This window comes from Lonsdalea britannica, assembly GCF_946477055.1.
Classification (GTDB): domain Bacteria; phylum Pseudomonadota; class Gammaproteobacteria; order Enterobacterales; family Enterobacteriaceae; genus Lonsdalea; species Lonsdalea britannica_A.
In genome coordinates this window covers 1-14,800 of sequence record NZ_CAMKXG010000060.1, presented here as the reverse complement: position 1 = coordinate 14,800, position 14,800 = coordinate 1, and the positions used below count along the sequence as shown (strand labels likewise).

At 55.5% G+C, this 14,800-nt stretch carries 11 protein-coding genes; 7 read left to right on the top strand and 4 right to left on the bottom strand.

Annotated features, from left to right (window positions below; translation table 11 throughout):
• The first annotated feature begins 789 nt into the window (after window positions 1–789).
• From Q7O77_RS06385 to Q7O77_RS06375, 3 genes are all read left to right on the top strand, one after another.
• Window positions 790–1,086, top strand: coding sequence for a type 1 fimbrial protein (locus Q7O77_RS06385; RefSeq protein ID WP_304164576.1), 297 nt, complete (start codon window positions 790–792; stop codon window positions 1,084–1,086).
• A gap of 887 nt (window positions 1,087–1,973) precedes the next feature.
• On the top strand, window positions 1,974–2,810 hold the full coding sequence (locus Q7O77_RS06380; RefSeq protein ID WP_304164573.1) for an alpha/beta fold hydrolase: 837 nt from the start codon (window positions 1,974–1,976) through the stop codon (window positions 2,808–2,810).
• A complete protein-coding gene (locus Q7O77_RS06375; protein WP_304164571.1) occupies window positions 2,807–4,045 on the top strand; it encodes a glycosyltransferase in 1,239 nt (412 codons plus the stop codon). The genes Q7O77_RS06380 and Q7O77_RS06375 overlap by 4 nt, the downstream gene beginning before the upstream one ends.
• 14 nt (window positions 4,046–4,059) lie before the next feature.
• Here Q7O77_RS06375 and Q7O77_RS06370 read toward each other — a convergent pair whose 3' ends face one another.
• From Q7O77_RS06370 to Q7O77_RS06355, 4 genes are all read right to left on the bottom strand, one after another.
• Window positions 4,060–5,559 carry a SulP family inorganic anion transporter gene (locus Q7O77_RS06370; RefSeq protein ID WP_304164568.1) on the bottom strand — a complete coding sequence of 500 codons (1,500 nt, stop codon included), beginning with the start codon at window positions 5,557–5,559 and terminating at the stop codon, window positions 4,060–4,062.
• Window positions 5,560–5,697: 138 nt separating this feature from the next.
• Window positions 5,698–6,528, bottom strand: a complete 831-nt coding sequence (locus Q7O77_RS06365; protein ID WP_304164566.1) for a hypothetical protein — start codon at window positions 6,526–6,528, stop codon at window positions 5,698–5,700.
• A 19-nt stretch (window positions 6,529–6,547) separates the two neighbouring features.
• Window positions 6,548–8,119 (bottom strand): hypothetical protein, encoded by a 1,572-nt coding sequence (locus tag Q7O77_RS06360; RefSeq protein ID WP_304164564.1) that lies wholly within the window; start codon window positions 8,117–8,119, stop codon window positions 6,548–6,550.
• 15 nt (window positions 8,120–8,134) lie between these two features.
• Window positions 8,135–9,532 carry an OmpA family protein gene (locus tag Q7O77_RS06355; RefSeq protein WP_304164562.1) on the bottom strand — a complete coding sequence of 466 codons (1,398 nt, stop codon included), beginning with the start codon at window positions 9,530–9,532 and terminating at the stop codon, window positions 8,135–8,137.
• 554 nt (window positions 9,533–10,086) lie between these two features.
• Here Q7O77_RS06355 and Q7O77_RS06350 point away from each other — a divergent pair.
• The 4 genes from Q7O77_RS06350 to Q7O77_RS06335 all read left to right on the top strand — a co-directional run bounded on the left by Q7O77_RS06350 (window position 10,087) and on the right by Q7O77_RS06335 (window position 14,163).
• Window positions 10,087–10,992, top strand: coding sequence for an ABC transporter substrate-binding protein (locus Q7O77_RS06350; protein ID WP_304164559.1), 906 nt, complete (start codon window positions 10,087–10,089; stop codon window positions 10,990–10,992).
• Window positions 10,992–11,918, top strand: coding sequence for an amino acid ABC transporter permease (locus tag Q7O77_RS06345; protein ID WP_304164556.1), 927 nt, complete (start codon window positions 10,992–10,994; stop codon window positions 11,916–11,918). The genes Q7O77_RS06350 and Q7O77_RS06345 overlap by 1 nt, the downstream gene beginning before the upstream one ends.
• Window positions 11,911–12,672: an amino acid ABC transporter ATP-binding protein gene (locus tag Q7O77_RS06340; RefSeq protein WP_304164553.1), complete on the top strand. Its 762-nt coding sequence runs from the start codon at window positions 11,911–11,913 to the stop codon at window positions 12,670–12,672. The genes Q7O77_RS06345 and Q7O77_RS06340 overlap by 8 nt, the downstream gene beginning before the upstream one ends.
• A 186-nt stretch (window positions 12,673–12,858) precedes the next feature.
• Window positions 12,859–14,163, top strand: coding sequence for an LLM class flavin-dependent oxidoreductase (locus Q7O77_RS06335; protein WP_304164550.1), 1,305 nt, complete (start codon window positions 12,859–12,861; stop codon window positions 14,161–14,163).
• Window positions 14,164–14,800 lie beyond the last annotated feature (637 nt).

The window sequence follows — 14,800 nt, the reverse complement described above, 5'->3', positions numbered from 1 at the left end:
AAACTCGCGTCGAGTCTTGAGCTAATATCCCACCTTTCTCCTCTGAACGACAAAATGCGCCTCTGAGGCTTCCATTTTGTCTCTCGCCGCTTTGGCATTGAACAACACCTGTTTTCGCCTTATAACGCGTTTGAGCGTGTTTTAACGCTTTGAGTGATATCGCTGACGCCGAAGATCGATATCTCGTCTATCGGCACATTTACCCGTTAATCCCCATGAAATGCAGAACGGAGGGATTGGGGGGAAATATCAGAGCGCTGAAAAGAATAATGGAGCAAAAGCGACTGACATTATGGTCAGCCAAATCCCCTGCCAGAAACAGCGATACAGGCGTGCTGAACGGTGATGACCTGTATCCGGCCAGGAAGAACGTCCGTTAATCAATGAATCGCCTCATACAGGCACTTTCATGCCCAATACGCGGGCATCGTCACCACGGGCTTTTTCGTCGTACCTACGGGGGTGACGTTGCATTGCTTCTTTTTCTTCTATCAGTTTGCCGCTGTTATAACTGAGTCGCTATTTTAAAAATAAATACGATCGTGTTCTCGTTTTTAAATATTTTCTCCCTAGATTTAATCGTATTTTCAAGTGCTATTTTTTATAGGTTTTTGGGATAAAGGCCGTGTTGGGTGGAAATGAATTAATATAATTATTTACCAATTTAACCTATTCGCGTCAGCAGAGTGTAAATCTGGGCTCAATTCAAAAAATAACTGATTTACCCACTAAAGTTTTATTAAATAAAACCGTTTATACAGACTCGCCAACACAAATAGGGAACGTACCATGAAACACATTCATTCTTTTTTCAAAATCGTATTACCCGTTATCTTTATAATGGTTTTGCCAAAAACGTTTGCTGAATCTGGCGTTATTCATTTCAGGGGAGCGATTGTTGAGTCTCCTTGTGAAGTGGTCCCAGATGCCCAGCACATCGCGGTTAGCTGCTTCCGCGCTGGGAAAAACCAAGTAATTCAGGTAAATAACCAATCGCAGTCCAATATTTTACCTCAGAATATTGGTTATGTGAAAACGACAACGCTCGAACCCGGAGTGAAGTCCATGGTTATTAATTACAACTGATTCATCGAGTTAAAAAATCAGGAATATGCCTGGCTATTTTAATAATAAAAAACTAACTCTAATAACAAAACTGTCAGGGACGACATTTCTCTTATGTTAATCATCATCTTCCCTTTTTAATTTTCAAATTCCCTCCTGAGAACGACGCTATCCCTGTTATTTTCTTTATTAAATCGCATGCAAATTATTATCATGATTATTTAATGTCTGGCCGTTATAGCACGCGAAAAAAATGTCGATATAAGGCGAACGTTCTTTAGTAAACCTTTGACGGCAATGCTATGCCCGATGTTTTATGGAAAACGTCTCTTTCGCTTCGACTCATCTCCCTTCTTGAACGACATCGTCAGCGTGATGTGACGTTGCGATTGTGCTGCGGTAAGAGGAGGGCGTCATGTCGTCATCTCTCGTTTGAGCCGCGTTACGTTATGCCGTTGTCGTCGTCACTGTCACGGACGCCGACAGTGCTGTCAAAATGTCTCCTGCCTTCTCTTTTTGCGCGGAACGGCCAGACGTTCTCCTGCGACAGGTATGCGATCAAGGTATAAGAAAATGATATGTGTGGAGGGCTTAATTCCTTTATTTCCCCTGTTTAAATAACAGGCTTATTCCGTTTTATTTAGCTGAGTAAAATAGTGATATATATAGAAAAACAGATTGAATATTAACAACGTTAGTTAGCTCCCTTATTTTTTTGAAAAATGACTTATTTTTTATTATTTATTTTTATTGTTCTAATTTTATATGGCGTCGTATTTAAATTATTTCTTCATGACTTGCGCATAATTAAAAATAGTATTGTATATTATTAAAATATAACCGTTACATTACCTATTCAAAACAATAATTTCATTGACATATTTTGCACACATCGCGAGGAGAGAGCTATGGCATCTGAGAGTGAAGTCGTAACTTATAAGGGTTATAAAATTCATGTTGATAAAAACATATACAATCCGGAACTGAAAACGGCGATTTTTATAAATGGCGCTTTAGCCACATCGTCTTCATTTCTTATTTGGGTAAAACACCTAAAAGGAAAGATGAATACGATTCTTTTCGATTTCCCTTTTGCCGGTAAATCCAAGCCGTTAAATGACTCTCTGGATATCATCACGAAAGAACAGGAAGTGGATATTATCAACTTCCTGATAAGGCGTTATCGGCCTGAGATCATCATGTCTGTTTCCTGGGGCGGCCTTGGGGCGCTAATGGCCGCCTCACAAAACAATGACATCCTTGAGATGGCTGTGATCGCGGCGTTCTCCATGACGATCAATGAAAAAATGGAACGTTATATTCTCAAAGCCCGTGAGTACGTTTATCAGCAAGAGTTCGAAGCGGTAGCGAATCTGTTGAACAACGAGGTGGGAAAATACCTGCCGAGATTATTTAAAAGGACCAATTTTAATCACGTGGCTCATCTTGATGAACATGAATATCGGCAAGCTTGTTTTCACCTTGATCAAATCCTGACATTAAGGGATTACGACTATGAAAAATTTATTAGCAAGATATCAATTCCCGTCGTATTTATTAATGGTGAAAAGGATGAATACACCACGGCTAAGGAGGTCAGAAATCTTGGTAAATATCTCGATGATGCTCGATTCTATACTCTGAAGGATGCCGGCCACTTTCTTGATCTGGAGAGTAAGGCTGCTTCTTTAGGGGTGAAATCGATATTCGAAGAGATTTTTATTAACCAGCAGGAGTTCGTATGAATTTGTTTTTGGCGACCCTTGGATCGTCGGGTGATGTATTTCCTTTTATTTTGATTGGCGAGCACATGGCCAGACGTGGCCATAAGGTATTTCTGTGTACCAACCCTTATTTCAAACGTCTGGCTGAGTCTCGCGGGTTGAATTTTATTAGCGTAGGTTCAACCCAGGAATATATCGCTGGGGTGCATTCAAGAGCGCTGTGGGACAAAAAAACGGCCTTAGACACCCTGTGCCGCTACATGCTGAAACAGCAGGATGAGATGTACCAGCAGCTGGAGGGCGTCATTGATAGCTCCTCGGTGCTGCTCACGTCGCTCTGGTCTTTTTCCGCCAAAACGCTGGGAGAGCAGAAAGGCTGCTGCACGCTCCCGGTGCGCGTGGGGCCCTCGACGTTTTTGTCGTGCTACAACCTGCCGCAGCATGGAAAGCTGGCGCTGGCGAATAAGCTCCCGATGACGCTGCGTAAAGGCATGGTCTCCCTGTTTGAAAAAAAGGTGCTGGATAAACGGTTCTGTGCCGAGGTCAACGCGCTGAGATCGCGCGTGGGCCTGGCACCCGTCAAACGGATCCTGTCCCGGTGGGTTCACACGTCCGCCGACGGGCTGATCTGCCTGTTTCCCGAATGGTTCGCCCATCCGCAGCCTGACTGGCCGCGTAATGCCAACCTCGTGGGACTGCCATTGTTTGAAGCGCAGGACGCGCCCGCTGATGAAGCGCTGGCCCGCTTTCTGGAAAGTGAAACGGTGATGTTCTCTCCGGGTTGGTCGCTGCAGTTCGACGAATACTTCTTTAATGCCGTGATCGCCGAAGTGACGCGGCAGCGTCGGCAATGTCTGGTCGTGGGGGTGAATCCGGATGATGTGCCGGTGCGGCCGGGAGTGTTAGTCAGAAAGGAGGTCGATCTGGCGTCCTGCCTTCGCCATTGCGTGGCCGCAGTACACCACGGCGGCATCGGCACCATCTCGCACTGCTTCTATCAAGGCGTTCCGCAGCTGATTTTCCCCAGCGCGTTCGATCAGTTTGATAATGCCTACCGGGTTGAACAGCTTGGCTGCGGGATTCAGGCCAAAAGCCGTTTGCCGGAGAAGTTTTCCGACGATTTGGCCCGCGTGATGACTGACGAAAACATGCGTAAGCAGTGCCGCCGTATTCAGGAGAAATACGGCGAAAAGAATCACTGTCTGGAGAATGTCAGGCATGCGCTGGAGCAGGCGCATCAACGCCATGCTCCCTGACACGTTAGCGTCGCTTACAGATGGCCTGACAGACGCTGATGCATGTGCGTGCTGTGGGCGTCCAGTCCGACAATCGACACGCGGGTGTTGTAGCGCAGATAGCGGTTTTCGATGGCGTCCAGCGCGGCCACGCTGGAGGCGTCCCAGATCTGGGCGAGGGTGAGGTCGATGGTGACCTGCTGTGGATCTTCGGCATACTGGAAATGCTCGAACAGATCGTTGCTGCTGCCGAAAAACAGCGGGCCTTTCACGCGGTAACACACCGACTTCCCATCTGCGCTGACTTCCCGCTCGGCATCAATCACATGGGCGACGCGCCGGGCGAACAGCAGAATGGCGAAGATCACGCCGCCCGCTACGCCAATCGCCAGATTGCCGGTCCACACGGTGGCAATCACGGTGACGACCATAATCAGGGTTTCAGACAGCGGCATCCGCCGCAGCGTTGCGGGCTGCAAACTGTGCCAGTTCACCGTTTTTAACGCGACGATCATCATGATACCGGCCAGCACCACCATCGGGATTTGCGCCATGATGTGGCTTAAGCCGGTCACGAGAATCAACAGGACCAGCCCCGCCGCAACGGTGGAAATCCGGCTCCGGGCTTTGCCCATCTCCACGTTGACGACCGTCTGACCGATCATCGCACAGCCAGCAATTCCGCCGTAAAAGCCCGCCAGGATATTGCCGACGCCCAGCCCCCAGCACTCGCGCTGTTTGCTGGAGTGCGTATCGGTGATGTCGTCCACCATTTTGGCGGTCAGCAGTGATTCCATCAGCCCGACAAACGCCACGCTGAGCGCCGTCGGCCAGATGATGGACAGCGTTTCCAGATTCAGCGGCTTCGTCAGCTGGGTGAACCCCGGCAGTCCGGCCTGCATCGGTCCCGCATCGCCGACGGTCGGGACATGCAGCCCGGCCAGCAGCGCGATGGGGGTGATGACCACTATCGCAATCAGCGGCGACGGCACGCTTTTGAGCAGATAAGGCAGCAAGACGACAATCGCGATCGTCGCCGCGAACAGCAGCCAAACGGCAGGCGACTGCCCCAGCACGTGCGGCACCTGCGCGGCAAAGATCAGTATCCCGAGCGCGTTGACGAAGCCGAGCATCACCGAGCGCGGAATATAACGCATCATGCGCGACAGGCCGACGAGACCGAACACAATCTGAATGATACCCGCCAGAATGACGGCGGGCAGGATATAACCCACGCCGTGGGCATGCACCATCGGGCCGATGACCAGCGCGACCGAACCGGCGGCGGCGGTCACCATCGCAGGACGGCCGCCCAGCACGGAAAGCGTGAGGCACAGTACCACGGAGGCGATCAGGCTCACCTTGGGATCCACGCCTGCAATGACGGAAAACGAGATCACCTCGGGGATCAGCGCGAGGGCGGTGATGACCCCTGCCAGACATTCACGGGTGAGCGCGGAAGGGGAGCGTAATACGGCGGCCACCGAAGCGGAACCGGCCGGGGTTTTTACTGCGGTATCGGAAGATGGCGTCATAGCGTTTTTTAGTGGTTAAGGGGAGCGACGAGAAAGCGGTAGTGAAAAGCATAATTTATCATCGGGATAAATGATACCGCGACGGGGAAGGAGAGAAGACGGCAGGGGGAGCGCCCCCGCCGTACTTCCAGGCGACGATTAACGCAGATCCACCGTCAGTTCCGGCGTGCCAAAGCCCATCAGTTTGGCATTCGATGCCTCAAAATAGGCCTGCCAGAAGGCTTTCAACTGCTGTAACACTTTCCCCGAGCGATAGCTGTTTTTGGCATTGATGTCGATCAGGCCGGCGCCCGCGACGTACACGTTGGCGCCGCCGAAGTCCGCCAGCAGCCCTTGCCGCGTGACACGCTGCAGCTCATCCTTCGGCGAAAGTTCACGGATAGCCTGCTGGCGATAAAAGCTATCGAAATCGCTGTTTTCCAGCATGTCCGAGATCAGCAAAACCGTGATCTGTGAAGACGGACTGTGCTGCAGATCGCTGGCGATGTGCTTCAGGCTATCGAGAATTTCGCTTTTGGCGATGCGGGTTTGACTATCGGCGAAGCTCGCGGCCATGTGTCCGCCCAGAGTCTTGGCGAAGAACTGCTGTTGTTGAACCAGACAACCGTCCAGCGATTTGAGGCTGTCCATGCCGATACCGTTGCGGGTCTTCTGATCGGTGAACGGCATTTCCAGCCGTCCGTCGAATACCCGCTTCATGTAGTTGTCTTGCAGCAGCGCCGAGAATTGATACAGCATGACGTGGTCGCCCGGCTGCACGAAACGCAGCACCTGATTCCAGGTGGATTTCTTCAGTTCGAGCGGCACCGTGACCGTTTGGTCGACAATGATGACCAGTTCCCGGCCGGTTTCCGCCGGGCGATACTGCGGCATATGCGCATAGTCATAGCAGCTGGGGATATCGTTACGCGGCGCGGCGGCGACCGCCGTGCTGATCCCCAACAGCAGCAGGGCAAGGCAATGTTTCATGGCAGCTTCCTCTTCTCTGTTAGGCGTGCGCTTTGTTGAGAATCGCCTGTACACGTTGGCGGCTCGCCAGCGCATCCAGAGAGAGTCCCAGAGCCTTCGATACCTGCGCCAGCTCTTCTGCGCTCAGCGCGGTCAGATCGCCGAGGGATTCAATCTGTGCGGTGTCATCGCGCTCGGCGGCGGCAGGTGCCGCAGGCGACGAGTCAGGCGTTGCGGTCGCGACCGGACTGGCGGTTTCCGGAGCCGGAGAAGCGACGACCGGCGCAGCCTGCGGCGTTGTTGTCGGGGCTGGCTCATGGCTCTGATGGTGCTGGTTGTTTTCGCGATCTGATTGCTTGCCGCGCACGTAGTCGTCAAAGGTCAGCATCTGGGACAGCGGTTCGCTGCGGCCGTTTTGCCGTTGCATCATCAGTCGGTTTTGCAACGTGGCGAGCTTCTGCTGCGCATCGCGCTCTACGCGTTCGCGGCGCGCGGCATGATAGGCGGCGAACTCATCCGAACCGCTGAAATTACCGATGTATTTGGCGGCTTTGGCGGAGTCAATGCCCGCGAACGAGCGGAAGATCCCGATGAGGATCCCGATCAGCTGCACGCCCACAAAAATCACGGAGAGGATGATGAAGGTCAGCTTCGAGGCGAAAACGCGATTGCTGGCGACTTCGGCGACGGCCTGTTTATCCGCAGCATGGTTATCCTCGACCGCCGCCGCAGGCAGCTCGAACGGCGAACCGCCGCTTTCTGCGCTGCTCTGGCTAAACGGCGAGGCGTTGACGGCCTGGGTATCCATCGCATTGAGGGTGGCGGCGCGAATAAAGTAGGCGCCAAATGCGAACGTGGTAATCAGGATCAGCGCGACGAAGGTGGACCAGTATTGCGGCTTGACCTGAACGCTGTGATTAATGCGGTTCAGGATCTGGATGTAGTTCGGTTCGTTATCGTCGTCGCGGCTATTTTCCAGCGTGATCCGGTGGCTGGTCATCAGGTCTTTGGCGGTGCCGTTATGGCGCGCTTCGGAGTGCCAGTAGCGGATTTTTTTCAGCAGCGTGTTTTTGTGCAGTTCCGCCCCCATCAGATGGGTGGCCGGCACCAGAATCACCCCGATCAGGACTGAGATGACCAGCGCGGAAAACTCAGCCTGATTGGCGGAGATGTTGTTGGCGATGAAGGGGGATAGCACCAGTGCGAAAATAAAGGCTTCCAGAATCACCAGCGCGATACTGCACAGCCACAAAACGATGCCGGTGGGTTTGCGTCCGCGCTCCTCGACTTTATCGAGGTAATCGACGCAGCGACGGTAAAAGCTCGCGTCGCGGCTGGTGGTTTGGTGATAGGCGTAATATTTGGCGCACAGGGCTTCTTCCGACGGATACCACTCTTTCTTACCGGTGCCGGGTCTGCGGGGTTCATGGCTGCGCGACAGGCGAGCGATATGGCCGATCAGTGGAAAACTGGCGGCCAGATTAAGGAAAAAGTAGCTCACGTTGTTCCACCAGCGGATCACCACCAGCGTTAATGCCATCAGCCCAAACAGGGGCCAGAAAATGTAGCGATAGGTCGCGATGGCCTCGGCGATAGTTTGAAATAATTCCATATCATTATCCTTAAATTAGCTGCGTGCTGGCGTGTAGGCCGCCATATATTCTTTGTTGTCGCCGTTACCAAAGTAGAACAGTTGCCCCTGCTGACTTTTAGGTTTGTCTTTCGCCACCAGCAGGTCGATGCAGGACAGGTTTTGCTGCTGCCCGTCCTGGAGGTAAACGCGATAGAGAATGTTGTCTTCACCTTCCCACGCGTTCGCGACCGCTTTCAGCGGCGCATCGGCTTTGCGGTTGTTATTCATATAGTTACGCGTGATGTAGACTTTGGGATCTTCCGTCACGCTGACGTTTTCCCGCAATACGCGCACCGGAGACAGTGTGACCAGATGGCCGTTCACCAGCCCGGCCCAGGCGCGTCCGTTCATGCCCGGCAGATATTCCCGCGTTTCATGGACGTCGACCGGTTTGCCGCTGGCTAGATTCCGGGCTTCGCCGCTGACGCGTACCGTGTCGGCGATACAGCTTTTGGCGATGACGCTGGCGTGAGCTTCGCCGATCAGGCTGAAGCCGCGATGCTGAGGTTTAAGATTGGCCGCGAGACTCGGCAGGCTGGCGTTGACCGCATCGCCGCCGAAATCGACGTAATTTTTGCTCTCGATCGTTTTCGCGGGCCGAGGGCTGGCCGCCGCAGTGGTTGATGGCGTCGAAGGGATGGATACGGCAGGTTCTGCCTTGCGGGAAGTGGTCTTAGTGTTGGCCGATGGACGCTTCGCGACGGCGCTCGCCGTGCTGGCGGTGCCGTGTTCCAGGTAACGGGGGTTATTGCCTTCCTGCTGCAAACGTTGTTTCAGCAGGGCTTCGCTTGCGAGCCCGACCAGTTCAACCCGGCGGTTAGCGGCGCGGCCTTGGTCTGTTTCGTTGTCCGCGATGGGCCGTGACGACCCTGCCCCCTGAAAATACAGGCGGTTGGCGCTGATGCCTGACTGCTCGAGGATGCGTCCGACGTTGCGCGCCCGTTGCTCGGATAACCGCTGATTCAGGCGGGCGCTGCCGGTGGCGTCAGTGTGGCCCACGACCAGAAGCAGTCCGGCATCGTTGCCGTCTCCGCTCTTCATCGCCGCGGCGATCTTTTTCACCTGACGCAGCCCGTCAGGCGTCAACTCGGCGCTTCCCGTCGGGAACATGGCGCTGTCTTCCACCTGCGCGACGATCCCCACCGTGTCACTGCCGGATGACGGATCGGTTTTCAGCGTTTCCGTATGGATCGAGATTTTTTCATCGGCGGCAATTTCTGCCAGCGCTCTTTCGCGGTTCTGCCAGACATTGCCGAGCGCGCAGCCGGCGATGCCACCGATAATGCCGCCAGCTACGGCTTTTTCCGCGTTGCGGGTGACAAGATAGGTCAACCCGCCGCCCAATGCCGCCCCGCCGACGCAGCCAATGGCGGTTCCGTAGGATTGACCCATATTGTGCATGCTGGAACAGCTGGAAGTTAGGGAGACAATCATGGCGAGAATGGTGGCTTTCCGTAAATGCTTCACTTTCAAACTCTGATCCCCAGACGTAGACCACCCATCCATAGTGTAAGTGGCATGTAATAGAAGGTAAAAAAAGGTCAGGATGGGTATGAAAACATGAATGCTGGATTAGCGCTATTGTTTTGCGCTCGAACTTTTCGCCTGCTTGCAGCGTGAAAATCGGCTCCATCATCGCGTGTCACATAGGGTGGGGAACCGCGAACCTGAGCGGGAAGAAAACCCCTCTCACAGCATGTTAGGCGGCGCTTTCACCCCCCGTGTCGACACTCGCGTCATAGGTATTTATCTCAATAGCTTATCCGGTTTTGTTGCTTCCCTGTCGATCCCCGCTTACCCACAATGAATCCATGCCGTTAATCCCGATTACTGGGGATGGTGGCGCGACAATCGCACGGCAATCTAACCGTTAACGACAAAACACAATGACGCCTCGACGCGGGGCGGTGATAGCTTTCTATTGAACATCACAGGGCAAATCCAACATGAAGAACTTCTATTCTCTGGCGCGGACGTGGATGGTGGGCGCACTGGCCGTCATGACTTCGTTGGCGCAGGCGGCGGAACTGAACGTGCCCGCCGAGCGCCATTTCAAGACGCAGGCCGATCCGGTTTTAACCGCCAAATTGCCTGAGACTATCCAGCAACGTGGCTACATCATCGCTGGCACCAATCCCAATACCCCGCCGACCACCTTTTATCAAGAAGACAATAAAACGCTGGCGGGCAGGGAGATCGATATTTTCACTGCCGTGGCCGATCGACTGGGCGTCAAAGTGCAGTGGCGCGATACCGGTGGTTTCGACAACATCATTCCGGGTTTGAAGTCCGGGCGTTACGACGTGGCGCTCTCGAACATCAACGCGACGCTTAAGCGGCTGGATCAGGTTGATTTTGTCAGCTACTTCGACGCTTCCCGACTGGGCGTTATTTCCCGTCAAGACGCCAACATCGCCCCGTTTACCCAATTGACCGAGGCGTGTGGTAAACAGATTGGCGCGGGCGCAGGCACGACGCAGTTGATGCGTTTGACCGAGGCGAGCAAAGCCTGCGAAACGCAGGGAAAGCCGCCGATCAATATCGCCGTTTTCCCGGATCGTCCCTCCGGCGTTCAGGCGGTGGTCAGCGGACGGACCCAGATGTTCTTCGGTCCTTATGAAGGGCTGAGCTGGCAGATCAAGCAGGTAAAAGGCCTGACGATGAGCGGACAGATTACGGTGAACGACGCGCCGGTGTCGGTGGCATTCCCAAAAGGCTCGCCGCTGGAAGAGGCCGTGCAGGCGGCGCTCAATTCCCTGATCGCTGACGGCACCTATCGGCAGATCCTCGAACGCTGGTCAATCGGCTATGGGGCGGTAACGCAATCGAAACGCAATGCAGAGATCTTTTAATGGCGCAGACTCCCGTTACTGACCCCGCCGCAGGCCTGCGCATCGTCGGCAAACGCTATTATGGACGCTGGCTGAGTGCGCTGGGCGTTCTGCTGCTGATGGCTGGTCTGCTGCATTCCGTGTTCAATAATCCGCGTTTTGAGTGGGCTATCGTCGCGGCTAACTTCACCGACGCGTCGATCCTGCAAGGCGTCATGATGACGCTGCAACTCACGGTGATGTCTGTCGCGCTCGGCTTCGCGGGCGGCACGGTGCTCGCGTTGATGCGGCTGTCGTCCAATCCGGTGCTGACGGCGGTCAGCGGCTTCTACACCTGGTTTTTCCGTGGGGTGCCGATGTTGGTGCAGCTGTTTCTCTGGTACAACATTGCCGCGTTATATCCGACGATCTCTTTCTCCGTACCGGGTCTCGGTGAGGTTTGGCGCGTGCCCGCCAATGAGCTGATCACGCCGTTCGGGGCGGCGGTGATTGCGTTGGTCATGCACCAGTCCGCCTATGCCGCCGAAATTATTCGTGCCGGGATACAAAGCGTCGGCTCCGGACAGCGGGAGGCCGCCCGCGCGCTGGGTTATACCCGCGGGCAAATCTTCCGCTTCACCGTGTTGCCTCAGGCGATGCGGGCCATCCTGCCGCCTGCGGGCAACGAGGTCATTGGCCAGCTCAAGACCACCGCTGTGGTGTCCGTTATCGCTTTGCAGGACGTACTTTACTCCGCGCAGATCATTTACCAGCGCACTTACGAGGTGATCCCGCTGCTGCTGGTGGCGACGCTGTGGTATCTCCTGCTGACCTCGCTGCTGTCCGTAGGGCAATATTACGTGGAGCGCCATTTCAGCCGGGGATTCGGGAAGACGGCAACGTCAACGCGGGCCGCCGCGAAGCTGCCGGCGCTGATCGTATGGGCAAGGAGGACGATCCATGGCTGAAGCGATCGAAATTCGCCGCGTCACCAAACGTCTTTCCGGCAAGACGATCCTGGACGGCGTCGATCTGACGATAGCGGCAGGATCGGTCACGGCGATCCTCGGCCCGTCGGGCGCGGGTAAGTCGACGCTGCTGCGCTGTATTAATCATCTGGAGAAACTGGACGACGGAATGATCCTCATCGGTGGTCAGCTGGTGGGCTATGAGCGGAAGGGGAACGCCCTGTTTGAGATGCGTGACCGCAAGACCGCTCGGCAGCGTAGCCGCATCGGCATGGTATTTCAGCAGTTCAACCTGTTTTTACATCGTACCGTGCTGCAGAACATAGCGGATGCGCCTCAAAAGGTGAAAAAGCTGTCGCGGGCACAGGCGACGGAGAAAGCTCAACGCCTCTTGCAACAGGTCGGGCTGGCGGGACGGGAGAACGACTGGCCCTCGCAGCTCTCCGGCGGTCAGCAACAGCGCGTGGCGATCGCGCGAGCGCTGGCGATGGATCCGGAGGTAATGCTGTTCGACGAACCGACGTCCGCGCTGGATCCCGAGCTGGTGGGAGAGGTATTGCAGGTGATCAAGCAGCTGGCGCACTCCGGCATCACGATGGTGATCGTCACCCACGAAATCGGCTTTGCCCGCGAAGTGGCGGATCATATCGTCTTTATGGATGAGGGCCGCATCATCCTGTCTGGCCCGACCCGTGAGGTGCTGGAAGACAACACCAACGCCCGTGTGACCGAATTTCTGTCCACGGTGCTTTGATGTCAGCACTAACGAGGACGCGAAGAGGGTGAGTGTGAGCGCTGACCCCAAACCGTGTCGGGGCGATGTGCAGGAAACCTATCAGATCACCGCGGCTCCGCTTATTCTGCTGATGCCATTATTCGACAGGCGCGCGTTGTCGTGCGCTTTTTATACTGAAGATTCACCACCGCCCAAGGAGGCGTTATGCCGCACTCTTCCACCGTTCGCCAACTGCGTCTCGGCTTGTTCGTACAGCCGCTGGGTCATCACGTTAGCGGCTGGCGCATCAGCGAGACATTAGGTTCGCCGACGGATATCGACTGGTTGATTCGCATTGCCCAAAAAGCCGAAGAGGGCACGTTCGATATGTTTTTCGTCGGCGACGCGCTGGCGACGTCCATTCACTGTCTGCCTTCTACGATGGCGCGGCTGGAGCCGTTAACGCTGCTGGCGGCGTTGGCGGTTTCCACCCGGCACATCGGCCTGGCGGCCACCGCATCGACGACCTTCAGCGATCCGTTCACGCTCGCCCGCAGCTTTTCGTCTCTTGACCATATCAGCCGCGGCCGCGTGGCGTGGAACGTAGTCACTTCCTATTCCGACGACGTGGCGAAAAATTTCAGTGAGGAGAACATGCCGGTCCACGCCGACCGCTATGAACGTGCGCATGAGTTTCTTGAGGTCGCTTTTCAGCTCTGGGACGCGTGGCAGGAGGGGGCGGTCGATCCGGACAAACAGAGCGGGCGCTACTTCGCTGACGACAAAATTCGATCTATCCATCATCGCGGTAAACACTTTCAGGTACAGGGACCGCTGAACATCACCCGCTCGCCTCAGGTACGCCCGGTGATTATCGAAGCCGGATCGTCCGCCGACGGTCAGAAAATGGCGGCGGCCACGGCGGAAGTCGTGTTTACCGCCTCGGCCTCGCTGGAAGAGGCGCAGGCGTTTTACCGGAGCCAGAAAGCCCTGGTGGCTGAGGCGGGGCGGGATCCGGATCGGGTGCTGATCCTGCCGGGGGTGATGCCGATTATCGGGCGTACGCGCGAAGAGGCGAAGGCGACCTGGCAGCAGCTTAACGCGCTGGTGGATATTGATAACGGCCTGCGCCAGCTGTCGGCGCGGTTCGGCATCGATCTCAGCGACTATCCGCTGGATGGACCGGTGCCGGAGGCGCCGCTGGGCGAGGGCAACCAAAGCCGCGTCAAACTGCTGACGGATCTCGCCAAACGCGACAATCTGACCCTGCGCGAACTGGCGGCCATTGCGGCGGGATCGCGCGGTCACCGCGTGATCGTCGGAACGGCGGAGGATATTGCCGATGATTTTCAGCAGTGGCTGGAGCAGGGCGGAGCGGACGGCTTCAACATCATGCCCGCCGTGGTGCCGGAACAGCTGGATCTGTTCGTTGAGTTAGTGATCCCGGAACTGCGTCGACGCGGTTTGTTCAGAGAAGCGTATGAACACGCGACCCTGCGTGAAAATCTGGGTCTTCAACCCATCCGCTAATGAACTCGCGGCGCGCGTAGCGTGCATACGTCGATGCCTTTTGTGACGGCACGGATTTAGGGCGGCGGCAAAAAGCGTCGTCGCCCTGCGGATGTCCGTCGTCAGGCCCGCCGTTCCTTCATACCCTTCATTTTCTCTGCGTCTGCGGTCTCCGCGATGATGGTGGTTCGCCGCGTCTGCGTTTTCAACCGTATTGTCTTCCGTTCACTGAGCGTGTCATGACGGCTCACCCCAGACTAGCTACCCACATCCACAGCGGCAATGTCGCCATCGACAGCAAGGTCGTGAGGCAAATCGCGGAGCTGCCGATCTGGATATCCTCCTGCGTGCGGGCAAAGCCGAGCACGTTGACGCCGGAAGGATTCGCGGCCATCAGCACCAGTACGCCGCGCGGGATGCCGTCAATGTGGAACAGCAGACAGGTCAGCAGCACCAGTAACGGCATCAACACCAGCTTGGCGGCGGCGATGCCGACGGCATGAGCGCTGGGACGCAGCCGGTAGCCGGAGAGATTGGCGCCCAGCACGATGAGCGCACAGGGCAGCGCCGCCTGCGCCAGCCAGGTCGCCAGTTTCATGCTCCAGCCGCTGTCTCTTATACACATCTGACGCTGCCGACGAAGAGGATAGTGTAGATC